At 65.8% G+C, this 21,746-nt stretch carries 29 protein-coding genes and 1 riboswitch; of the genes, 21 read left to right on the forward strand and 8 right to left on the reverse strand.

Going from position 1 to position 21,746, the window contains the following annotated elements:
* Nucleotides 1-141: 141 nt before the first annotated feature.
* From ACN9M2_RS02025 to ACN9M2_RS02070, 10 genes are all read left to right on the forward strand, one after another.
* On the forward strand, nt 142-702 hold the full coding sequence (locus tag ACN9M2_RS02025) for a glycoside hydrolase family 108 protein (RefSeq protein WP_426286519.1): 561 nt from the start codon (nt 142-144) through the stop codon (nt 700-702).
* Between the two features lie 3 nt (nt 703-705).
* Nucleotides 706-1,239 carry a DUF2589 domain-containing protein gene (locus ACN9M2_RS02030; protein WP_426286520.1) on the forward strand — a complete coding sequence of 178 codons (534 nt, stop codon included), beginning with the start codon at nt 706-708 and terminating at the stop codon, nt 1,237-1,239.
* A gap of 73 nt (nt 1,240-1,312) precedes the next feature.
* Nucleotides 1,313-1,954 (forward strand): DUF2589 domain-containing protein, encoded by a 642-nt coding sequence (locus ACN9M2_RS02035; RefSeq protein ID WP_426286521.1) that lies wholly within the window; start codon nt 1,313-1,315, stop codon nt 1,952-1,954.
* A gap of 70 nt (nt 1,955-2,024) precedes the next feature.
* Nucleotides 2,025-2,285, forward strand: a complete 261-nt coding sequence (locus ACN9M2_RS02040) for a hypothetical protein (RefSeq protein ID WP_426286522.1) — start codon at nt 2,025-2,027, stop codon at nt 2,283-2,285.
* 9 nt (nt 2,286-2,294) lie between these two features.
* Nucleotides 2,295-2,744 (forward strand): hypothetical protein, encoded by a 450-nt coding sequence (locus tag ACN9M2_RS02045; RefSeq protein ID WP_426286523.1) that lies wholly within the window; start codon nt 2,295-2,297, stop codon nt 2,742-2,744.
* Complete coding sequence (locus ACN9M2_RS02050) at nt 2,741-2,905, forward strand: hypothetical protein (RefSeq protein ID WP_426286524.1); 165 nt, start codon at nt 2,741-2,743, stop codon at nt 2,903-2,905. The genes ACN9M2_RS02045 and ACN9M2_RS02050 overlap by 4 nt, the downstream gene beginning before the upstream one ends.
* A 13-nt stretch (nt 2,906-2,918) precedes the next feature.
* Nucleotides 2,919-3,329, forward strand: a complete 411-nt coding sequence (locus ACN9M2_RS02055) for a hypothetical protein (protein ID WP_426286525.1) — start codon at nt 2,919-2,921, stop codon at nt 3,327-3,329.
* A gap of 9 nt (nt 3,330-3,338) precedes the next feature.
* Nucleotides 3,339-3,665 carry a hypothetical protein gene (locus ACN9M2_RS02060; protein ID WP_371023750.1) on the forward strand — a complete coding sequence of 109 codons (327 nt, stop codon included), beginning with the start codon at nt 3,339-3,341 and terminating at the stop codon, nt 3,663-3,665.
* Nucleotides 3,662-3,958: a hypothetical protein gene (locus ACN9M2_RS02065; RefSeq protein WP_426286526.1), complete on the forward strand. Its 297-nt coding sequence runs from the start codon at nt 3,662-3,664 to the stop codon at nt 3,956-3,958. The genes ACN9M2_RS02060 and ACN9M2_RS02065 overlap by 4 nt, the downstream gene beginning before the upstream one ends.
* A gap of 194 nt (nt 3,959-4,152) precedes the next feature.
* On the forward strand, nt 4,153-4,605 hold the full coding sequence (locus tag ACN9M2_RS02070) for a hypothetical protein (RefSeq protein ID WP_426286527.1): 453 nt from the start codon (nt 4,153-4,155) through the stop codon (nt 4,603-4,605).
* A 44-nt stretch (nt 4,606-4,649) separates the two neighbouring features.
* Here ACN9M2_RS02070 and ACN9M2_RS02075 read toward each other — a convergent pair whose 3' ends face one another.
* The 3 genes from ACN9M2_RS02075 to ACN9M2_RS02085 all read right to left on the reverse strand — a co-directional run bounded on the left by ACN9M2_RS02075 (nt 4,650) and on the right by ACN9M2_RS02085 (nt 6,987).
* A complete protein-coding gene (locus ACN9M2_RS02075; protein ID WP_426286528.1) occupies nt 4,650-5,489 on the reverse strand; it encodes an MASE1 domain-containing protein in 840 nt (279 codons plus the stop codon).
* A gap of 314 nt (nt 5,490-5,803) precedes the next feature.
* Nucleotides 5,804-6,445, reverse strand: coding sequence for an NrsF family protein (locus ACN9M2_RS02080; protein WP_426286529.1), 642 nt, complete (start codon nt 6,443-6,445; stop codon nt 5,804-5,806).
* On the reverse strand, nt 6,442-6,987 hold the full coding sequence (locus ACN9M2_RS02085) for a sigma-70 family RNA polymerase sigma factor (RefSeq protein WP_426286530.1): 546 nt from the start codon (nt 6,985-6,987) through the stop codon (nt 6,442-6,444). The genes ACN9M2_RS02080 and ACN9M2_RS02085 overlap by 4 nt, the downstream gene beginning before the upstream one ends.
* 296 nt (nt 6,988-7,283) lie before the next feature.
* Here ACN9M2_RS02085 and ACN9M2_RS02090 point away from each other — a divergent pair, with 296 nt between their 5' ends.
* The 10 genes from ACN9M2_RS02090 (at nt 7,284) to pnuC (ending at nt 15,694) form a co-directional block, all read left to right on the forward strand.
* Entirely contained in the window at nt 7,284-7,562 is a 279-nt protein-coding gene (locus tag ACN9M2_RS02090; protein WP_426286531.1) for a DUF2282 domain-containing protein, read from the forward strand.
* Between the two features lie 6 nt (nt 7,563-7,568).
* Entirely contained in the window at nt 7,569-8,405 is an 837-nt protein-coding gene (locus ACN9M2_RS02095) for a DUF692 domain-containing protein (RefSeq protein ID WP_426286532.1), read from the forward strand.
* Complete coding sequence (locus ACN9M2_RS02100) at nt 8,402-9,136, forward strand: putative DNA-binding domain-containing protein (RefSeq protein WP_426286533.1); 735 nt, start codon at nt 8,402-8,404, stop codon at nt 9,134-9,136. The genes ACN9M2_RS02095 and ACN9M2_RS02100 overlap by 4 nt, the downstream gene beginning before the upstream one ends.
* A 9-nt stretch (nt 9,137-9,145) precedes the next feature.
* Nucleotides 9,146-9,616 carry a DoxX family protein gene (locus tag ACN9M2_RS02105; protein ID WP_426286534.1) on the forward strand — a complete coding sequence of 157 codons (471 nt, stop codon included), beginning with the start codon at nt 9,146-9,148 and terminating at the stop codon, nt 9,614-9,616.
* Between the two features lie 89 nt (nt 9,617-9,705).
* Nucleotides 9,706-9,975, forward strand: coding sequence for a hypothetical protein (locus ACN9M2_RS02110; RefSeq protein ID WP_306851094.1), 270 nt, complete (start codon nt 9,706-9,708; stop codon nt 9,973-9,975).
* Between the two features lie 61 nt (nt 9,976-10,036).
* Entirely contained in the window at nt 10,037-10,879 is an 843-nt protein-coding gene (locus ACN9M2_RS02115) for a DUF692 domain-containing protein (RefSeq protein ID WP_426286535.1), read from the forward strand.
* Nucleotides 10,876-11,610 (forward strand): putative DNA-binding domain-containing protein, encoded by a 735-nt coding sequence (locus ACN9M2_RS02120; RefSeq protein WP_426286536.1) that lies wholly within the window; start codon nt 10,876-10,878, stop codon nt 11,608-11,610. Before ACN9M2_RS02115 ends, ACN9M2_RS02120 begins: the two co-directional genes overlap by 4 nt.
* Before the next feature lie 38 nt (nt 11,611-11,648).
* Nucleotides 11,649-12,764 (forward strand): phosphotransferase enzyme family protein, encoded by a 1,116-nt coding sequence (locus ACN9M2_RS02125; RefSeq protein WP_426286537.1) that lies wholly within the window; start codon nt 11,649-11,651, stop codon nt 12,762-12,764.
* Nucleotides 12,765-12,785: 21 nt separating this feature from the next.
* Nucleotides 12,786-12,882, forward strand: a riboswitch (TPP riboswitch).
* Nucleotides 12,883-12,939: 57 nt separating this feature from the next.
* The gene (locus ACN9M2_RS02130; RefSeq protein WP_426286538.1) at nt 12,940-15,123 is read left to right on the forward strand and encodes a TonB-dependent siderophore receptor; all 2,184 of its coding nucleotides are present in this window, start codon (nt 12,940-12,942) and stop codon (nt 15,121-15,123) included.
* Nucleotides 15,113-15,694, forward strand: a complete 582-nt coding sequence (gene pnuC / locus ACN9M2_RS02135) for a nicotinamide riboside transporter PnuC (protein WP_426286539.1) — start codon at nt 15,113-15,115, stop codon at nt 15,692-15,694. Before ACN9M2_RS02130 ends, pnuC begins: the two co-directional genes overlap by 11 nt.
* A gap of 16 nt (nt 15,695-15,710) precedes the next feature.
* On the opposite strand, the gene ACN9M2_RS02140 is transcribed toward pnuC, so the two are convergent.
* Complete coding sequence (locus ACN9M2_RS02140; protein ID WP_426286540.1) at nt 15,711-16,625, reverse strand: LysR family transcriptional regulator; 915 nt, start codon at nt 16,623-16,625, stop codon at nt 15,711-15,713.
* A 104-nt stretch (nt 16,626-16,729) separates the two neighbouring features.
* On the opposite strand from ACN9M2_RS02140, the gene ACN9M2_RS02145 reads away from it, so the two are divergent.
* Nucleotides 16,730-17,788: an aldo/keto reductase gene (locus ACN9M2_RS02145; protein ID WP_426286541.1), complete on the forward strand. Its 1,059-nt coding sequence runs from the start codon at nt 16,730-16,732 to the stop codon at nt 17,786-17,788.
* A 208-nt stretch (nt 17,789-17,996) separates the two neighbouring features.
* Here ACN9M2_RS02145 and ACN9M2_RS02150 read toward each other — a convergent pair whose 3' ends face one another.
* The 4 genes from ACN9M2_RS02150 to ACN9M2_RS02165 all read right to left on the reverse strand — a co-directional run bounded on the left by ACN9M2_RS02150 (nt 17,997) and on the right by ACN9M2_RS02165 (nt 21,746).
* On the reverse strand, nt 17,997-18,890 hold the full coding sequence (locus tag ACN9M2_RS02150) for a hypothetical protein (RefSeq protein WP_426286542.1): 894 nt from the start codon (nt 18,888-18,890) through the stop codon (nt 17,997-17,999).
* A 92-nt stretch (nt 18,891-18,982) separates the two neighbouring features.
* Nucleotides 18,983-20,065 (reverse strand): DNA topoisomerase IB, encoded by a 1,083-nt coding sequence (locus ACN9M2_RS02155; protein WP_426286543.1) that lies wholly within the window; start codon nt 20,063-20,065, stop codon nt 18,983-18,985.
* A 48-nt stretch (nt 20,066-20,113) separates the two neighbouring features.
* Nucleotides 20,114-21,283 (reverse strand): class I SAM-dependent rRNA methyltransferase, encoded by a 1,170-nt coding sequence (locus tag ACN9M2_RS02160; RefSeq protein WP_426286544.1) that lies wholly within the window; start codon nt 21,281-21,283, stop codon nt 20,114-20,116.
* 19 nt (nt 21,284-21,302) lie between these two features.
* On the reverse strand, nt 21,303-21,746 hold the full coding sequence (locus ACN9M2_RS02165; protein WP_426286545.1) for a hypothetical protein: 444 nt from the start codon (nt 21,744-21,746) through the stop codon (nt 21,303-21,305).

Consider the following 21,746-nt stretch of genomic DNA (forward strand, 5'->3'; position numbering starts at 1 on the left):
GGCGGATGCTGATTTTTCGCAGGCGCGGAATCAGTCTTTTTGAAGGCCTTGAATCAGCGTTTTCCCGATGTCCGGCGTGCCGCGCCAAACCGATAGTGGTCCCCGCCGACGCCATGCCGCGTCGAACCGGAGAACACGCCGATGGCCGACTTCAATAGCTTCCTGCCGACCCTGCTCAAGCACGAGGGCGGTTATGTCAACGATCCGGCCGACCCCGGCGGTGCCACGAACAAGGGCATCACGATCGCCACCTTCAGCCAGTGCGCGCAGCGCCTGCTCGGCATCGCGCCCTCGCTGGACGCGCTGCGCGCCCTGACCGACCAGCAAGCCGGCGTGATCTACAAGGCGCTTTACTGGGATGCGATCCGCGGCGACAGGATCGCCCTGCAACCGCTGGCCGAGATCGTGTTCGATTTCCAGGTGAACGCCGGTTCGCAGTCGGCGAAGCTCCTGCAGCGCGTGCTCAACGACCTCGGCGCCCGCCCACCGCTGGTCGTGGACGGCGCGATCGGGGCAGGCACCCTCGCCGCGCTCGATGCAGTCGACGCCTATGCGGTCTATGCGCGCTTCAAGCAGGGCAGGGCGGATTACTACCGCGCGCTCGTGCAGAAACGTCCGGCGCTGGGCAAGTTCCTCAAGGGCTGGCTGAACCGCGTCGCTTCCTTTCCCGACCTGACACCGCCGACGGCGGGGAGTGTGTGACGCATGGCCACGCAGACATCCCTCAACGATCTTATCGAAGCACTCGCCGGCGCGGTCATCGACGCCCAGGATCGCATCGAGCAACACCAGATGTCGCACCTGAGCGACTACTTCGACGAAGACAACCGGCCCAAGAGCGTCGTCATCCGCATGCCGTCGCTGCAGCCAGGCGCGGGCGAGGGCGACGAAGACCTGTATCGCGCACCGATCCTTCCCCTGGTGTCCACCAACGTGTTGCGCATCAAGGATGTGGAGATCCGCTTCGACGCGGACCTGGGCAGCCTGATCGAAGACGCGGCGCCTCCGGCCGACACGCCCGGCGCGTCAGCTGAAACGCGCGGTTGGCGAGTGAGGCCGAGGCCACCCAAACCTTACGTGCGCGTGGATACGGCCGTGGGTGCGAGCGATCGCAAGGCCGGCGCCGTCCACGTCGTACTGCGCGTGGAGGGCAGCGAGCCCACCGATGGCGCGGCACGACTGATGAATCATCTCGCGCAGACCCAGGGGGTCTTCCAGACGTTCAAGCCCGGCGACTGAAGCGGTCGTCCGTCACGAACCGTGGCGCGCATCCGGCGTGCCGCGTCATGCCAACTCGTAAAGGAGTAACGCCATGGCTGACGAACTCGTCAACATGTCCAGCCAGTTCAAGGGCCTGCCGATGGGGGACCTCATCGGGGCCCCGCTGAGCGCGGCTTGCGAAGCACAAGTGAAGCTTGCCCAGGCCACAGCCGACTTCATCAAGGTGATCGGCTTCCTGCCGCCCGCCGCCGCCAACGACCCCACCGGTGTCGGCGCCACGCGCACGGCATCGTTCAAGTTCAAGCGGCCGGTCGACAACCCGACGGGTACCGGCATCTTCGAGGAGGAAGTCGAACTCGAAGTGCCGCTGCTGGCGATCGTGAAGGTGCCCAACCTCAGCATCACCAACGTCGACATCACGTTCGACATGGAAGTGAAGTCGTCCTTCAGCCAGAAGGAATCCGAAGACAAGAAGGCCGAGTTCGCGGCCGATATGTCGATCGGTTGGGGCATCTTCTCGGCCAAGGTCCACGTGGCCGGTTCCGTTGCCACGCACAAGGAAAACACGCGCACGTCGGACAACTCGGCGAAGTACCACGTCGCCGTCCACGCCGAGGACAAGGGCATGCCCGAAGGCCTGGCCCGCGTGATGGACATCCTGCAGACCGCTTGCGCCCCTCGCAAGATCGGTCCGGCGGTGGCCGTCACCGACGGTGGCACCACGGCGAAGTAAGCGCGTTGCCTGCAGCACGTCACCCTTCGCGGCGCCCTGGTCGGCGCCGCGATTTCCCGGAGTCCCACCGATGTTCGATCTCACCGATGTGAAGTTCATCAAGCGCGTGGTCGTCGGCAGCGACAACCCGAACCAGATGCGTTCGGAAGCGCAGGTCGAGGACGCGCGTGCGCTGTTGAATCGTTGTCTCACCGAATCACCGCGAGGTTCCATCCTCGGCATCGAGAAGAGCTTCACCATCCTGCAGATCGGCGAGCACCAGGTGGTTCTGCAATGGCTTTGCTATCACGTCGGCTTTCCACGCAAGCCGGGCTGGCTACAGGAACCTTAGGAGACGCCCATGGCCAGTTGCGGATTCGATACCTTGCTTTACGGCTTGCGCGAGGCCGTATGCGCCGCCGCCGAATCGCTGGAGGCGCGCCGCCAGGCATTGCGTCGTGACGACGAGACGCATGCGCTGCATGCGTGGGTTCCTGTTTCGCCGGAGGCGGATGCCGTGCTGGAGCCAGTGGTCATTCCGCTGCGGATGTTCCGCGACAGCCGCAGGCCGCATATCGCGGTGATGTCGATCGAGTTCGAGGGCCGGTTCCTGTTTCGGCACGAGCGCGGGTTATCGAAACCCCGGCTTGTCATCGAGATAGGCAAACGCCGGTTCCGTTGGCTTTCTCGGGCCGGCATGCACCATGTTCGCATTTCCTACCGTTCGGCCGATGCGTGGCAGCCATGCGTCGAGGTCGATGGACAGGTCGTCGATCTTCCCTCGGTGGTCATGGCGGAGAACGGATCGTGAAACGCCTGACCCGCCTGTACGTACCCGCGCCGTGGGAAGCGGCCCTGTTGGCCGTCGTCGCGCCCTGCGCCGACCGCCGCGGTGGCATGGCCGTCCTGGCCGCTGTCGTCTTCGTTGTCGTATCGGCGGCCGTCGCCGCCGCTTTTTTCTTCCATCCGTGATTGGAGGTATCGCATGAATCGTTCAAGTCGGTTTGCTCTTCTGGCTACGCTGTCGCTTGTCTCGTTCTCGGCAACGGTGGCGTCGGCGCAACAATCCGTACCCATCAACGGCACGTGGCGCGGCGTGCTCACTTCGAGCACGAAGAGCGTGGTGGCCGTGGATGCACAGTTCGACGCGGCCGGTGTGAACCTGCACTTCGACGAGCCCTACAACTGCCGTATCGCCGCCAGCCTCCTTGTCACGGAGGGGGCCGCGACGCGCTACCGCTTCAAGCCGTCGACGAACGGCGGTGACTTCTGCACTCGCCTGTACCCGGGAGACCTCGTCGCGACGCCGGGTACGAAGCAGGTTTCCCTTTCCATTTCGATGAAGAACGCCACGACCTGGACCGGCAACCTGTCCGGTCCTTCCACCTCGCCCTAGGAGAACGTCATGGACCCCGTCTTGCTTACCCGTTTCTGGTTACTTCTCGCCGCCGTGGGTGGGGCGATCCTTCCCGTGGCGCTCAGCAACGAGGAGTCTCGCCGTCGAGCCCTGGTCCAGGTGGTTTGCGGCGCGTTGATGGCGATCTTCCTCGCCCCGGCGCTCGAACGGCGATTCATGCCCGACTCCCCGGCGGAGATCCAGGCGGGCGTGTCGTTCCTGGTCGGTTGTTTCGGACTCAAGCTTGCCGTGATCGCACAGCGGCTGATCGACAACCGCGGGGAATCGCTGGCGAACCGTGTCATCGATCGCATCGCGGGAGGGGAAGGCAAATGAATCTCGACCTGATGATCGTCAACCTTTGCTGCAGCGCGATCATGTCGCTGTGCGGATTCTGGTTGCTTACCGAGCGTTCGATGTCTCGTGCGGTGCGGATCAACTGTGCCCTGGTCGCTTGCGGTGGCACCGTCAATTCCCTGGGCATGATCGCGGCGCTCAGCCACTACGGTGGTTTCGTCTACGGCGACATCTGGCCGGGCGAGGCCATCGTCAACGTGGGTGCGGCGGCCCTGATGTTTCGCTGGACCTGGCTTTCTCGCAGGCAGCGGAAGGGCGTCGAGTCGACCTGACTCCGGTCCTGAACGAATGGCTGCCCCGGCTATTCAGGAACGTTCGAGGTATGCGCGAATTCGGCAGACGCCCGGTCGGCGCCCTGATCGATGGGGGAAAGTGGACTGATCGGCCATGGATTCGCCATGGTCGAGTCGCAGGATCTGCGCCATCCCAGACGCAGACTTGCCTACCAGCCACGAGGACCACGACCATGCGCATCCATGCCCGTTCGTTGCTAGCTTCACTCATCACCCTCTCCGTCGCTCTCGGCACGGGCGCGGTCCAGGCACAAACCTCCCTCTCGGGGTTGGGCCAGGCTTGGCCGAATGCCACCGACGTCAGCAGCAGCCCGAATTACCACGTGTACGTGTTCCAGCGTGGCGGTACCCACTACATCCAGGTCAACGACGCCAATGGCACGGTGCGCGGTGCGTTCGCGCGCACGGCGTATAGCCTGATTGGCTTGCCGATCGGCGTGGATGCCACTCGCCTTGCCACGCCGGACGAGCCACTGCCGGTGCCGGCGAGCACGACGGGTGAGACCGTATACGACGACGGCGCGGTGAAGTTGTTCGTGGCGCCCCAGGTCGACGGTACGACGCAGATGATGATGGTCGGAAGCGACTGCAAGACACCCCCGGAATGTGCCAGCCGCAATCCGTGAAAGCGGCGCTTCAAGCGTAGGGAGGGGCCGCTTCGGCTCCTCCCTTACCGGTGATGGGGGGTGGCCGATGCTTCGCGTGCCCGCGAGACGAGTGTCGCCGCGATACGGCGTGCCACTTTCACTCCCAGCAACAGCGATGTGGAAATGACGAAGGAAAGTACCACCTGCGCCTGGATCATCGCGGGATCTTGAAGCTCGAACGCGGTCGACGCCATCGCGATGCTCGCCAGCATGCCGCCGATGGCGGTGCCGTGCCATCCATGCCGCCAGGTCATTCCAAGCACGGGAATGGCCATGGCGATGCGCGCACACTGGAGGGGGCCGTCGCTTAGCTGGGAGGCAACGCCCATCAACAGCGCGAGTCCCGGCACGACAAAAAACAGCGCATCGCGGGTGAGGGCGCTATGCCATACGGCACGCCACGTGACGACATTGGCCGGTTGTCGTGCCAGGCGTTCGCGTAGCGCCATGATGGTCGGCGTGAGTGTGAGAGCGCCGAGGTAGGCACCCAGTATCCAGGCGAGGAAAAGCGAAGCTGTCACGGGTGGCGTCGCCGACCCGTCTCCCATCACCACCGATGCGAGGGCAGCCGAATTGCTCGCCGCCGTGGCGGCCGCGCAAACCAGTGCCGCACCCATGATCATGCCCATGTTTATCTGCCCATCGGCGCGCAGGAGTGTCGTGCGCGTAAGCAGCCAGGCAATGGCGGGCATGCAAAACAGAATGGGCGGAATCGAGGCGACGATGGCGAAGTACACGCCGAAGGCCGAGGCGTGCAGTACCGCCATCTCGGCGATCGGTAGCGCCTCGCCGATCGCGAGCGCCGGCCAGAAACGACGCGGAACCAGCAGCAGGCAAGCCAGGCGAAGGCCAGCCGGCAACATCCAATGCGAAAACGAAAAATACCGCGTCAGCTCGTAACACGCCGCATAGGCTCCTGCGACGGCGACATATCGCCCCCAGGCAAACGGGTCCCTGTTTGTTCCGCCCACGTTATGCCCCTCGCCTCACTCGTCCGGACCGGGTCTGGCCAGGCGATGACGAGGCACTTCATCCACTGGCCGCTGGGTGCCGTGGCGTAGGAAACGGGCTGGCCCGGTTTCGCGACGGCACGACTAGTTTGAAGCTATAGCGGCCTGCCCGCCATCGACTGGAGCCCGTTTCGGACAATTTGCCGATTAAGGGCCCCGATTGAGGGCTACCAGCGTAGCGCCCTAGGCCCTGCCAGGGTACCCAGGGCGGCGGGGATGAGCATGCCCAGAAGGTACCAGGTGGACCAGAACGGTGGCGCCATTTCCGGGCAATGCAGGCAATACGCGACCGTTCCCGTGGCGCCCGCCAACAGGCCGACGGCCGCCCCGGCCAGCCGGGGCCGTACCGGTGCCATGCCGCGCACGGCCCAGAGCATGGCGACGAAGGCCGGCATCGCCAGGGCCGCGATCAGGATGGGGCATACCCGCCATGTATGGCCGAGGATCAGGGGCAGATGTGTGCCGGGAGCGGCATGGGCGAGTACCCAGGCCATCGCGACCCAGCCCAGCGCGACCGGCGTGGCGAGCACCGCCCAGGCCCCTCCCACGCGGACACCCGGCCGGGCGAGTCGTGATGTGACCCATAGCGCCGCCACGGCGATGGCGCTCGCATAGGCCAGCCGGAACCAGAATGTCGGTACCCGAACGGCTTCGCCGATATCGGGGCGGACCCCGAGCAGAAGGATCATCAGGAGCAGTGCGCCTCCCAGCCCGGCTACCCAGGCAAGCGCGAAACGCCGGGCGGGTTCCCGGCGGTCGACGGCGGGGGCCCGGCTGGCCAGCAAGGTGACGAGGTCGTCGGTTTTCATGACCGGCTCCGGATGCGCGCAGCCAATGCCTTCAGGCCACGATGGACCCCCACCTTCACCGCCGACTCGGACATGCCGCAGCGCTGTGCCGCTTCTGAAACCGAGAGGCCTTGCAGCTTCACCAGCACGATGGGCAGGCGGTGGCGGTCGGGCAGGGCCTCGAGCAGGACCCCGACATCGCGCTGCGCGTCGGCAGGTTCGACATCCGAGGCGATGAACAGGCCGCCGTCGTCATCGAAGGGCTCGTGCAAGGCTTCGCGTCGCGAATGGGCCCGAAAGAAGTCCATCAGCTTGTAACGGGCGATCGCGTGGACCCAGGCGGTCAATGGCTGCTCCGTGCGATACGTGTGCCGTGCATTGTGCACGGCGAGCAAGGTCTCCTGCAGGATGTCCTCGACGTCCGCCAGGGCGCGGGGAAGACGGCGGCGCAGGTAGGCGCGCAGGTGCCCGGACAGGCCGTCGAGGAACTGGCGATAGCGTGCCGCGTCGCCAGCCAGGCCGGCGATGAAGCTTGCGCGCAATTCGGCCTCGGCCGCTGGCATGCCTCTCCCGTCTTGCCTTTCGGCGGGACTGGCGATCATCTCCCGGTGTTCCATCGACAGGGATTCAGTCGCGTTCGGTAGGACATTGCAAGAGCCTCGACGGAAGGGGACGCGGCGCCGGGAGGGTGCCGGGAAGGCTGGGGACCAGGGCGACGCGCGGGTGTGCATGTCACGTCATTCGCGGTCAGGCGCACTTCGGTTACAGCTAAGGAAAAAAATTCGTTGTAACCCTTCGAGCATCGGACGCGAACTTCCCCTCGACCCGGACATCGTGTCCGTTATCGAAGGAGCATCGCATGAACCGTCACGCCGCCTCGCTTGCCCTCACCCTTGCCGCCCTCGTCGCCGGTGTCGCCCATGCCGATGGGAGCCAGGATGCCCGGAAACCCGCCGTCGAGAAATGCTGGGGCGTCGCCAAGGCGGGGCAGAACGACTGCGCCGCCGGCCGGGGTACGACCTGCGCGGGCACGGCGAAGGCCGACTACCAGAAAAACGCCTGGAAAAACGTCCCCGCCGGCACGTGCACGTCGATCAAGACACCTCACGGCATGGGTTCGCTGACCAAGGTGGGCTGACCCGACATGCGTCCGCCGCTCGCCGCCGGCCTCGGCTTCAAGCCGCAGCACCTCGATGAGGCCCTACGCTGCGTCTCCCCGGGGTTGTGGTTCGAGGTCCACCCCGAGAACTACATGGGCGACGGCGGGCCGCATCTGGCGATGCTGGATGCCGTGGCGGACCGTCACCCGCTGTCGTTGCACGGGGTGTCGCTTTCGCTCGCGGCGGCGGCGCCGCCCGACACCGGTCATCTGCGCCGGTTGCGACGACTCGTGGATCGCGTCAGGCCCGTGCTCGTCTCGGAGCATCTGGCCTGGTCGGCGTGGGGCGGATGCTACATGCCCGACCTGCTGCCTTTCCCCCGCTCCCGGGAGGCGCTGGCATGCATCGCCGCGAACATCCTGCGCAGCCAGGACGCGCTGGGGTGCGGCATCTCGATCGAGAACCCGGCCCACTACCTCGTGCTCGATGGCCACGACTGGAGCGAGACCGATTTCCTGGCCGAACTCGTCCGCCGGACGGGCTGTGGATTGCTGCTCGATATCAACAATGTGCATGTCAGTGCGAACAACATCGGCATCGATGCCCTTGCCTACCTGCAAGCCTTCCCGCTGCACGCCGTCACCGAGATACATCTCGCCGGGCACGGCGTGGACGAGGACTCACCCGCGAACCTGTTGATCGATTCGCATGATGCGCCGGTGGACGAGCCCGTTTGGGAACTCTACCGTCATGTGCTGTCGCGAGGCGGACCACGTCCGACCTTGATCGAGCGCGACGGCAATCTGCCGTCGTTCGATGTATTGCTCCAGGAATGTGCGCGGGCGGGAACGATGCTCGCGGCGCAGGGGCAGGCGGCATGAGCACCCTGGCGGATTTCCAGACAGCCTTCGTGGAAGCGCTCCATGACGAAGCGTCCACGTTCGCTCCAGCCAACCAGCGTTCTTTCGCCGTGTATCGCAATACAGTGATGCGTGCCTGTCTCGATGCGCTGGAGGCGAATTTCCCCTCCGTGCTGTGCCTGGTCGGACGCGACTGGTTTCGGGCCGCGGCAGCGATCCACGCCACGCGTTCACCGCCGAGCGATGTGCGGCTTGCTCGTTATGGAGAAGGCTTTCCCGGCTTCCTCGAATCGTTCGAACCAGCGGCGGCGTTGCCTTATCTGGGAGACGTGGCTCGCCTGGACCGGCTCTGGAACGAAAGCCTCGATGCCGCCGACGCGGAGCCGTTCGACGTCGACCATCTCGTGGGACAGGCGCCATCCGCGCTGGAGACCATGCGCCTGCGTGTCCATCCAGCGACGCGATGGCTGGCGTCGCCTTTCCCCGTGCTGTCGATCTGGCAGCCGAGCAGGGAGGGTGTCGCGGTCGATGGCGCGCTGGCCTGGCGACCCGAATGCGCGATCGTCGTGCGCGTGGCCGGCGATGTCAGCGTGCTTCCCGCCTCACCCGCCGAACTCGCGCTGCTGGAGGCGTTCCGGCGGGACGCCACGCTGGGCGAGGCTGCCGCCGCTGTCGCCACGGCGCATCCGGACGTGTCCATCGAACTCACTTTTTCCGGGCTGTTGCGGTCCGGCGCCTTCGCCCATTCCTGAGGACTTGCCATGGCTTCGACCACCATCACCGTCACCGCGCGCCGATCCCTGCGCACGCGCTGGAACGCACTTGCCGATCGCGTCGAACGATGGGTCGGACACGACATCCTCGCGCTCGTCGCGAGGCTATCCATCGCGGCGGTCTTCTTCCAGTCGGGTCGCACGAAGGTGGAAGGCTTGCTCACCATCACCGAGGGTACGTACGAGTTGTTCCGCAGCGAGTACAAGATTCCGCTGATTCCGCCCGAGATCGCGGCGCACCTGTCGGCGGGCATCGAGACCTTCGTGCCGATCCTGCTCGTGCTGGGCCTGGCCACTCGTCTTTCCGCGTTCGTCCTCCTGGGGATGACCACGGTGATCGAAGTATTCGTCTATCCGGACGCCTGGCCGACCCATTTATCCTGGGCGGCGATCCAGTTGTATCTGGTCGCCCGTGGCGGTGGTCGTCTTTCTGTCGACCGTGCCCTTGGCATCCACTGAAAAAAAGCGTATCCAGCTGTAACCGGATGTGCCGGTGCGGCGAATTCGTCCATGCCATCCCGGCATTCCTTTCCGTACGGAGAACGACCATGCATACCGCCACCCACAGCATCGCCGCTGCCGCCGCCATCTTCGCCGTATCGGCCGCCGCGATCTCGGCGCCGGCCCATGCCGCCGAACAGGCCGCCGGCAAGACGGTGCATTGCTACGGCATCAACAGCTGCAAAGGCACGTCCGACTGCAAGTCGGGCAACCATGAATGCAAGGGCCAGAACGATTGCAAGGGCCAGGGCTTCAAGGCCGTGTCCGTGCAGGAGTGCACGGCGCAGGGCGGCAGCACCACGCCGCCGGCCAAGTAAGGTTCCTGGAATCATCGCCCGGCCGCTCCGGCGGCCGGGTATCTCGTTCGCGGAGCGTGTCATGTCCCACCCATCGCCGATCCCGTTCCATGGATTCGGACTCGGCTTGCGCATTCCGCACTACACCGATTTCCTCGAGGCGCCGCAGCCGGTCGATTTTCTCGAGGTAATATCGGAAAACTTCATGGTCGACGGTGGCAAGCCGCTCGACGTGCTGATGCGCGTTCGCGAAAGCTATCCTGTCGCCCTGCATGGCGTGTCGATGAACATCGGTTCGTCCGACGGCGTCGATAGCCATTATCTGCGTCGCCTGCGTCGACTGGCGGAGCGTGTCGAACCGCTATGGATCTCCGACCATTTGTGCTGGACGGGCGTCGACGGCCACAACTCGCACGACCTGCTTCCACTGCCCTATACCGGCGAAGCGCTCGACCTGGTCGCTGATAACGTCCATGCCGCGCAAGATGCGTTAGGACGCGCCTTGGTACTCGAGAATCCATCGACCTATCTCGATTTTCCCGAGACGGCCATGGGCGAGGCGACCTTCCTCCACGAACTCTGCGATCGTACCGGTTGCTTCCTGCTTCTGGACGTGAACAACATCTACGTCAGCGCGACAAATCACGGTTTCGATCCGGACGATTGGCTCGAACGTCTTCCGCTGGATCGCGTGCGCCAAGTACACCTCGCTGGCCACAGCCAGGGACGCGACATGCTCGTGGACACGCATGACGCACCGGTACCCGACCCGGTATGGGCGTTGTACACGCGTTTCATCGAACGGCTCGGCGACGTCGCCGTGATGATCGAGCGTGACGACGGCATCCCGCCCCTCTCCGAACTGCTGGCGGAAGTCGCTCACGCGCGCGCGCTTGCCGATACCGCTCGCCAGCGCGCCGCATGAACCTGCGCGACCGCCAACGCGCCTTCGCGTCCGCGCTTTTCACGGGCACCGTTCCCGAGGGTGTCGATCCCCGCGGCATGGCGGTCCATGCCAACAACTACCGTAGCCAGCTCGTGGCATGCCTGCGCGACTCTTACGAGAAGACCGCGCTCTGGCTGGGCGACGACGTCTTCGATGCGGTGGCGTCGCGCTATGTCGAACGGCATGTGCCTTCGTCATGGACACTGGACGCGTACGGCGAATCGTTCGTGCCGTTTCTCGAACAGGCCTATCCCGCGGATGACGAAGTCGCCGAGCTTGCGTGGCTGGACTGGCACCTGCGGCGCGCGTTCTCGGGTCCGGACGCCGAGACCATCGGAGTGGCCGATCTTGCCGCCGACGATTGGGATCGCGTGGAGATCGACTTCGTGCCGACCCTGCGCTTCCGCCTCATGCGAAGCAACGCCGTCGCCATCTGGCGCGCGATCGCCGACGGCATATCCCCTCCGGCGCCCGTCGCCGTGGAGCAGGGCGTGGGTGCGCGCGTGTGGCGCAACGGCCTTTCGCCCCAGTTCGCCAGCATGACGGCGGACGAATCGGCATGCCTCGATCTGGCCCTCACCGGGGCCAGCTTCGGCGAACTGTGCGAATACCTCGGCCGTACACATGACCAGGAACGCACCACGCGCATCGCCGGCGGCTGCCTTGGCGCGTGGACGGCCGAAGGAATGATTCGCGGGTTGCGCCGCTGAGACATCGCTACACTGTGTCGATGATCGACGACGCACACTTGGCCCATGGGCTCGCGGGCGACCACCTGGAGCCGGATTGGCCGCCACTGACGGAAGACGAAGTGACGGCCGCCGTCGCGCGGATAGCGGCGCTCGGCTCGCTGGTCTCCGTCGATTGGCGTAGCCCGCGACCGCTCTCCGCGGCCGCGCTGGCGACGACATCGTCGGGTCGGGTGTTCGTGAAGCGCCATCACCGGAGCGTGCGCGACGCGCATACGTTGACCGAGGAGCACCGGTTCGCCGATTTCCTGCGGGCGCGCGGCATCCCGGTGCCGCGCATTCTCCGGGACGGATCGGGTGCGTCCGTGTTCACCGTGGATGATTGGGTCTTCGAGTTGCATGAGCCCGCGCGCGGCGTGGATGCCTATCGCGACGCGTTCTCGTGGTCGCCGATCGGTGGCGTGCGCCACGCCCGCGCCGCTGGCGCCATGCTTGCGCGCTTGCACTCCGTCGCGGAGGGCTTCCACGCGCCGCAGCGCGACACGCATATCCTCGTCGCGCGGGCGGAGATCCTCGCCTCGCCGGACCCGCTCGCGACGATCGCATCGCAGCTGCCGGGACGATCCGCCCTGGCTGCTTATCTCGGGGAGCGCGACTGGCAGGGAGAGATCGGCGTGGCGATCGCGCCGTGGCACGCCGAGGTGGCAGACGCCCTGCGGACGCAGCCACCTCTCTGGACCCACGGCGACTGGCACGTTTCCAATCTTTGCTGGAGCGCGGCGGGCGACGATGCGGGCATCACCGACGTGCTGGATTTTGGCTTGTCGGCCGTGACCTTCGCCTTGTTCGACCTCGCCACCGCCATCGAGCGCAACGCGATCGCCTGGCTCGACATCGAGCGGGGAGATATCGCCCGTCCCGACCTCGCACTGGCCATCGTCGAGGGATACCGTTCCGTCAGGCCTCTCGACGTGGCCCAGCTCCAGGTGCTGGCGAACCTTCTGCCCATCGTTCATCTGGATTTCGCCCTGTCCGAGGTGGAGTATTTCGAAGGGATCACCCACCGCCGCGACCACGCCGACGTGGCTTACCACACCTTCCTGCGCGGGCACGCCGCCTGGTTCACCGGCGCACACGGGCAGGCCCTGCTCGCGGCCATTCGCGGCATCGCCTGACGTTTCGTGGTTCAATAGGCGTTCTAGAAGCGGGGGTGCCCGGCGAATGCCGGGCTGAGAGAGTCCCTTGGAACCTGACCCGGTTAATACCGGCGTAGGGAGCTTGCAGAGCCACGGAATCCCTACGGGGTGACCTGGTTCGCCGTCGCTTCGTCCGTGAACCCCGAAGACGACGATGACCCCCACCCGTACCCCGCTCGCCCTGGCCCTGTTTTCCCTTGTCACCGTGGCACACGCCACGGACGATGCCGCCTCGCAACCGCAGCAGGCGCGCACGCTGCCCTCCGTGGACGTCCATGCGACCACCGCCAGTGGATACCGCGCCGCCGACTCCCAACTCGATACCTTTGGCAGCTTCGGCAGTGCGCCGTTGCACGATACGCCGGCGGCGATCACCGTCATCACCCGGGCGCAGATCGACGACCGCCAGCCGCGTTCGCTGAGCGAGCTGGTGCGTGGCGACGCCGCGATCAACGACAACTACGCGCCGGCAGGCTACTACCAGGATGTCTCCATCCGCGGCTTCCCGCTGGATCTCGCCACCGGTTTCCGCTTCAACGGCATGATCATGTCCGCGGAGCAACTGCTCGCGCTCGAAGGCAAGGACCGCGTCGAGGTGTTAAAGGGCCTGGGTGGGCTCGAGGCCGGCGTGGTCGAGCCGGGCGGACTGGTCAACTACGTGAGCAAGCGCCCTGCGGACGTTCATACGGTCACCGTCGGTACCGATTCGCACGGGTCCAACTACGAAGCGCTGGACCTGGGTGCTTGGTTCTCGCCATCGTTCGGCGTTCGCGTGAACGCGGCGAACGAGAAGACGCATTCCTACATCGAACATGCCGATGGCCGTCGCAGCTTCGTCTCGATCGCCGCCGACTGGAAGATCACGGACAAGGCCACGGTGCTGCTGGATACCGATTACCAGACCAGCGGACAGCGTTCCGCCTCCGGCTATCAGTTGCTGGGCGGCACGGTTATTCCCGCGCATCCCAGCCGCACGGAGCTGCTCGGCTACCAGTCGTGGCAGCGTCCGGTCGGCATCCATTCGAGCAACACCACGCTGCGCTTCAACTATCGCTTCGACGAGAACTGGAACGCGCAGGTTTCGGCGGGTCATAGCCATACCGTGATCGATGACAACGTCGCCTTCGCCTATGGTTGCTTCTACGCTGCCTCCTGCGCTTCGGGCGCCACGCCGGGGTACTTCTTCGCACCCAACGGCGATTACGACGTCTACGACTATCGCAGCCCGGACGACACGCGCCAGAACGACGAGCTTCGCGGCGTGCTCACCGGCACGTTCGCGACCGGCGCGCTGGATCATGAAGTCAACCTCGGAGCCTCGGCGTTTCGCCGCACGGTCGACCAGCGTCCCTATGTGTACGACTACGTGGGTACCGCCAACATCGACGACCCGGTCGTGCCCGCCTTCGACCCGTCGCCGAACCAGCCCGGCCCTTCCGCGCGGCGCCTGACCAGCTGGCAGCGCACGTTGTTCGCTATCGATCGGGTTCATCTCAACGAGGCATGGCAGGTGCTCGCGGGTGCGCGCTTCGTCCGCCTGAACGAGCGTGCGTACGACGATGCTGGCGCGCTCGAACGCACGACGCGGATGACCAAGACGTTGCCACAGGCGGCGGTCCTCTGGCAGCCGAACGCGCCACTCACGACCTACATCAGTTATGGCGAAGGCCTGTCGCTCGGCCGCGAGGCGCCCTATTGGACGTCGAACGGCGGCACGACCCTCGCGCCGTTGCATTCACGCCAGGTCGAGGCCGGCGTGAAGTACGCGGTCAACGATGCGCTCGACCTGCAGGCGGCCATCTACCGCATTCGCCAGTCGTACCAGTTCGCGCGTCCCGACGATACGGCGGAAGGTTTCACCTTCGTGCAGCAGGGCCAGGAAGTGCACACCGGCCTGGAACTCAACGCGGCCGGCCGCATCACCGACAACCTGCGCCTGACCGCCAGCGCGAACATCATCCGAGCCCGCGCCGAGAATACGGGCACACCTGCCTACGAGGATCACCAGGTGGTGAACGTGCCGCGCTGGCGCACGGCCGTTTACGCCGACTACAGCCTCCCGTTCGCACCGGGACTCGCGGTCCTCGGTGGCTGGCGCTACGCGGGCACCAACGTCGCCAAGCCGGATGGCGCCACCCGCGTGCCCGCCTACCACGTGTTCGACGCGGGGCTCCGCTTCACCACGAGCATCCGCGGCCATGCGACGACGCTGCGGCTCAACGTCGACAACGTGTTCAACCACTTCTACTGGCGCGACACCGGCACCTCGGGAGGCGACAGCTATCTCTTCCCCGGCATGCCCCGGCTGGCCCGCCTGTCGATGACCTATGAACTTTGAGCTGTCCCTCTTCGAACTGTTCGCCGCGCTGGTCAGCGCGGCGGGCGTATGGCTGACCGCGCGGCGCAGTCCCTGGTGCTGGCCGGTGGGATTGGTATCGGTGGTCGCGTATGCATGGATCTTCGTCGACGCGAAACTCTATTCCGACACCATCCTGCAGGCGATCTTCGCCGTGCTGATCCTGTATGGCTGGCATCGCTGGCTGCGCAACCTCGACGGCAGCGGGCATGTTCGCGTGGCCGCGCTGGAAACCCGCAGCGCGATGATGCACCTGACCGTCGGTGCGGCGTCGGCATTGGCGTTGGGTTATGCGATGCATCGCTATACCGACGCCTCGCTGCCCTGGCTCGACGCCGCGCTTACCGCGTTCAGCCTTGTCGCCCAATGGTGGCAGGCACGGCGCCACGCGGCGGCATGGTGGTTGTGGATCGCCGTGGACGTGATCTACGTGGGCGAGTACGCCTATAAATCCCTGCCGATCACGGCCGTCCTCTACGCGGGGTTCGTCGTCCTCGCCGCCGTCGGTTTGCGTGCGTGGCGACAGGGTGCCGCAGCCCCGCAGGGAGCATGAGTCGCGGCAGGCTTCGCTAAAGCACGCCAGCCTGCCGCACCAGTACATCCAGGAACGCCTGCACGACAACGCTGGGCGCTTCATCGCCGCGTGCGCGGTAGCCGACGACGATCTCCCAGCACGGCTCCTCGTCCTCGACGATGTCGGCGCAGGCGACAGGCCGCGCATGGCGGTCGTCGCGACGATTCTTCGCGATGGATTCGGGTACCAAGGCGATGCCAAGGCCCTGGGCGGCGAGTTCGAGCAGCATGCCCATGTCGTTCACCTCGAAACCGATGCGCCGGTCGAGGCCCGCCTTGGCGAACGAGGCGTCGATCAACTGGCGCATGCCCCAATCGGCGCGCAGGTCGACATGGCTCTCGCGCGCGAGGTCGGCGAGGGTGACATCGTGCGCGCCCGCGAGACGATGCTTCGGTGGGCAAACCGCCACGAGACCTTCGCAGACCAGGAGCTTCGTGGTCACCTCGGCCACCGGCATGGCGGGTGGCTGGGTGAAGGCGATATCCAGGCGTCCTTCGCGAACCTCGTCGAGCAGGTCAGCCGAGCCGTCGAAACGCAGTTCGATATCGATGCCACCGAAGGCGTCACGGAAGCGGCCGAGCGTCATCGGCAGGTCGATGAACGGAGCGAGGCTCTGGATGGCGCCGATGCGCAGGCGGCCACGTGCAAGACCGTGCACCTGGGTCACCGCCAGCCGCGCGGCGCGCGCGGCATCGAGCACCCGGTGCGCTTCCTCGAGCAGTACGCCGCCTGCGGCGGTCAGGGCGACGCTGCGCGTGGTGCGGACGAACAGCGGCCCGCCCAGTTCGTCCTCCAGGGCGCGGATGGTTTGCGACAAACCGGACTGGACGACGTTGAGGCGCTGGGCCGCGCGTGTGAAGTGGCGCTCTTCGGCCACCGCCACGAAATACTCCAGTTGCTTGAGGTCCATACGATTAAGTTTAGACAATGCTTAATTCAATCAGAATTTTCCATTTTACAGATGAATGAGCCCGAGGCTACCGTGGATCGGTTCCCTTCCCACAGGACTCCCCCATGAAGTATCGACTGCTCGGCCGCTCCGGCCTCAAGGTCTCCACCATCACGATGGGCACGATGACGTTCGGCGGACAGGGCAAGTTCGCCTCGGTCGGCAACACCGGCGTCGAGGAGGCTCGTCGTCTGATCGACCTGTGCATCGACGCCGGCGTCAACCTGATCGACACCGCCGATGTGTACTCCGACGGTCGTTCCGAGGAAATCATCGGCGAGGTGCTCGGAGGCAAGCGCCCGAAGGACGTTCTGATCGCGACCAAGGCACGTTTCCCCATGGGGGACGGCCCCAACAACGCGGGCCTTTCACGCTACCACCTGATTCGCGAGGCGGAGGCCAGCCTGAAGCGCCTGCGCACCGACGTGATCGACCTGTATCAGGTGCACCAGTGGGATGGGCTGACGCCATTGGAGGAAACGCTCGAGGCGCTCGATACGCTCGTCCGCCAGGGCAAGGTGCGCTATCTGGGCTGCTCGAACTACTCCGCGTGGCACCTGATGAAGGCGCTGGGTGTCAGCGAGCGTGAGCATCGCCAGCGTTTCGTCAGCCAGCAGATCCATTACACGCTCGAGGCACGCGAGGCCGAGTACGAACTGTTGCCGATCTCGATCGACCAGGGTCTGGGCGTGCTCGTGTGGAGTCCACTCGCGGGTGGACTACTCTCCGGCAAGCATCGCCGCGATGCGAAGGCACCGGAAGGAACGCGCCAGCTGGCCGGCTGGACCGAGCCACCGGTCCGCGACGAGGAGCGTCTGTGGCGCATTGTCGACGTGCTGGTGTCTATCGCGGAAGCGCGTGGTGTGTCCGGAGCGCAGGTGGCGCTCGCCTGGTTGCTGGAGCGGCCGGCGGTGACCTCCCTGGTGATCGGTGGACGCACCGAGGCGCAGTTCAAGGACAATCTCGCCGCCGCCGATCTCACGCTCACCGTCGAGGAGCGTGGGCGCCTGGACGAGGCGAGCGCTCCGCCGGTGCTGTATCCCTACTGGCACCAGCTGAGGACGGCCTCGGATCGCCTGGGGCCCGCCGACATGCCCTTGCTCGCGCCGCACCTGTCGAAGTGACGGGGGCGCTGTCCGGGTGCGGCGATAGGATGTGTACGGCAAATTGGTGGAAATTTTCAGAAAACTTCCATGTGCCGGGCAGGCGAACTACCCCATCATGCATGGGTCGCCGCAGGTCGGAACGGCTGGCTCAAGGACTTGAGCCCTGTACTGGCCGGTGAACGGCAACGGCCGGGGCGTGGGACGCGCCCCGGCCGTTCTTCGCCTGCTATGGCTTCGCGGAGGCGCCCCAATCGTCGGGACCGAAGGCCAGGTGCAGCACTGCCTTCGTGTCGTCCTGTAAGGGCGGGTTGTAATCCAGCGTCGTGCAACCGGTGGCTAGCTGTCGCTTGGCCGCCAGGGTCATGGCTTTCGCCATCTGGCCGGCATAGGCCGGCGTTCCCTTGTGATCCCCCCTGATCGCCACGCGGAAGCCATCCGCGCTGACGCCATCCTGGACATCGGGCGGAGCCGTCTGCCCGGGCGCCAGGGAAACCACATCCATCCGCTTTCCGCAGGTGCCCACGCTGACGATGTCCACGCCGCCCAGCAGGCTGCCGATGAAACGATCCGCGCTGTCCACCAGGGAATCCACGGCGTCGACCGTCGTGGTGAGGCGGATCTTCACGAAGTACATCTTCCGATAGAAGAGGTAGGTGCGTGAGGTGAGCATGTCCTGCTGCGCATCGAACACGATGGGCAGGAAACGACCTTCCAGTTTCTTGCCCCCCGAGAGGCGTGCCGTATACGCGGCCTCGTCGCCCCACCACACGTTCCGATAGATCTGCTGGCGCTCGGCATAGGCCACCGACTCGCGAAAGTCCTCGGTGGCCCGGCGCAGCATCGTGGCGTCATCACCTTCACCCGCCGGGTAGATGAATACGTCGGCGATGATCCAGTCGGCCTTGTCGATGTGATAGCGCAATGAAACGCCGGCGGCGATATCTCCCTCGTCCGCATAGTTCTTCACGGCCGCGAGGGTCGCATCGGCCAATCGCTTGGGCGCGATGATCCAGGTGTCGTCGATGACACCACGATGGCTCTGTGCATCGGGCACGGCGAACGGCGGGCTGGTCGGCGCCTCCTGCGCGCGGCTGCCCATGCTGGCCACCAGGCCGATCATTACGGGAATCACCTTCCACCGCGACATCGTCACAACAACCCCTGGATAATCGAACGCGAACCCCGTGCGCGCACTATAGCCATCCGTTCGCCTCAACGGGAGCGGTTCGCGACACGAAGTCGTCGACGCAGAAAAGCGAGGGTCGAGGTTTCCAATTTCCGCGGAAAACGCAGCGTCGTTTCGGGGATGCGGCGGTGCAGTTCGCCCTCCAGCCAGCCGGAGAAAACCTCCGGGTGAATGTACGAGGCGCGGCAGACCGCCGGTGTGTTACCTAGTACGGTCGCGACCTGCTTGACCGCGCTTGCGAGGATCGCCTTCAACACGCGATCCCCGCCATCGACGGGAAGAGCGGTCGCGCCGAGCACGGCCACGGCTTGCACCGTACCACCCCAGGTGCGGAAGTCTTTCGCGGTGAATTCGCCACCCATGACATCGCGCAGGTAGTCGTTCACCATGCCCGAATCCACCGGCTGGCAGTCGCCCTCGTCGTCCACGTACTGGAACAGACGCTGCCCGGGCAATTCCTGCACGCGCCGCACGATCTTCCTCAGGCGGCGGTCGTCGAGGTCGACGTCACGCCAGAGCCCGCTCTTGCCACGGAAATGGAACGTGATGCGGCCCCTGCGCACGGCGACGTGTCGCGAGCGCAGCGTGGTCAATCCGTACGAGTTGTTCTGCTTCGCATAGCTGTCGTTACCCACGCGGATCATCGTTTCCTCGAGCAGGCTCACGACCAGGGCAAGCACCTTGTCGCGCGGCAGGCCGGGCAGGGCGAGGTCCTTGCGTAAACGCCGACGCAACTTCGGCAGCGCTTCGCCGAACTCCAGGATTCGCTCGAACTTCCCACGGTCCCGCGTGCTGCGCCAGCGCGGGTGATAGCGGTACTGCTTGCGGCCTCGCGCGTCGCGCCCGGTGGCTTGCAGGTGACCGCGTTCGTTCGCGCAGATCCACACGCCCGTATAGGCGGGCGGGACGGCGAGCGAGCGGATGCGCTGGAGCACCGATGGCTCGGTGACCGGCTTGCCTTCCGCGTCCAGGTATCGGAACGAGCGGCCCCGTTTGCACCGGGTGATGCCTGGATCGGTATCGCACACATAAACGAGGCCCGCCGCTTTCGCGTGGGCCCGTTCGACATCTACCACCACGAGGGCGTCGGCCGGAGGTTTCCTGGACATGGCCGGCACTATGTTCCCGTGGCCGATCAAGACCGGGTGAACGACCCGTCAGCCGACGCGGCAGAACACCGCCTTGAGGTAGCGGTTCTCGGGTACGTTGCTTGCCACGGGATGGTCCGGGCCGGCGCCGGCGATGTGCAGCACCTGGATGTCGCGGCCCGAGTTCAACGCCACGCGACGGATCATCTCGAGGAAGTCGTCTTCGCCGACCAGGCCCGTGCAGGAGCAGGTGAGCAGGATGCCGCCGGGTGCCAGCACATCCAGCGCGGTGCGGTTCATCGCGAAGTATTTCTTCAACGCGTTCACCACCTGGTTGCGGTCACGGGTGAGCTTGGGCGGATCGAGGACGACGGCGTCCCAGGTGTCGCCACGGGCGATCGCCGCGCGCAGCCATTCGAAGACGTCGCCCTGCTCGAAGCGTGCCTCGACGCCATTCATGCGTGCGTTCTCGCGAGCCACCTCGAGGATGGCGGCGTCGGCATCCACGCCCGTCGCTTCCAGGGCACCGGCCTTCATCGCATGCACCGCGAAGCCACCGGCGTTGCAGCACAGGTCGAGCACGCGGCGGCCACGGGCGAGCCCGGCGAAGCGGCGACGGTTGTCGCGCTGGTCGGCGAAAAAGCCCGTCTTGTGACCCAGGCCCGGAGCGGCGTGGAAGGCCAGCCCGTGTTCGTGCACGTCCACGGCCGACGGCGCGTCGTTCGAGCGCACGTCGAAGGATTCCTGGCGTTGCACGTGCTGCTCGGCGAACCAGTGCAACGACGATCCGGGAAAGTGGCGGAGCAGCTCGGCGTGGATCGCTTCGCGGAAGCGCCACATGCCGGCGGCGAAGTACTCGACCACGAGGTGACCAGCGTAGCGGTCCACCACCAGGCCGGACAGCCCGTCGCCCTCGCTGTGAACGACGCGCCAGGCGTCGCTCACCTCGTCCAGCCGAAGCAGTTCGCGGCGCAGTTCCACGGCGCGGGCGATACGGGCCGCGATCCAACCCTCGTCGATGGCCTGGGCGGGGTCCGTGGTCAGGAGGCGCAGGGCCACGCGGGCATGGCCGTTCCAGAAGCCACGTCCGACGAAGCGTCCCTTGGCGTCCAGCACATCCACCACGGTACCCGGCGGCAGGCGCTCCCCGGGCTTGGCGATCTGTGCCGACCAGACCCAGGGATGGCCGGGTACGCGGTCGGATTTGAGGTGGATGGTGGGGACGGCTGGATTGTTCATCGGTGAATGATACCGGGGCTCAGCGGCCGAAGCGCAGGACGAGCCAGGAAACCAGGGCGAGCAGGTTGATCCCGATATGCGCGGCCGAGGGGCCGGCGATGGCCAGCAGCCATCCATGTTCGGCGATGGCCCAGTCGAAACCGAGGCGCGGCGAACGCTGCAGCGTCATCGACAGATTGGCGAAGGCGCCGCTGGAGAGTGCATAGCTGAAGAAGGGCGTGGCCAGCAGCGGGGCCTGGAGGAACTGCGCCCAGATCGACATGGAGGTGCCGCGTCCGTCGTTGCTCGCCAGGAGCACGCCGGCGACGAGGATGAAACCGAACAGCAGCACGCCGAGTACGGCCACGATCGCGTCCATCCCGACCACCCGCGCACCCAGCAGCCGGTCGAACTGGTGGACGAGGCCGAAGAGTCCACCGGCGATCTCGAAGACCGCGATGATACGAACGAAGAAGGAATGCAT

It is taken from the genome of Luteibacter sp. E-22, assembly GCF_049913125.1.
Classification (GTDB): Bacteria; Pseudomonadota; Gammaproteobacteria; order Xanthomonadales; family Rhodanobacteraceae; genus Luteibacter.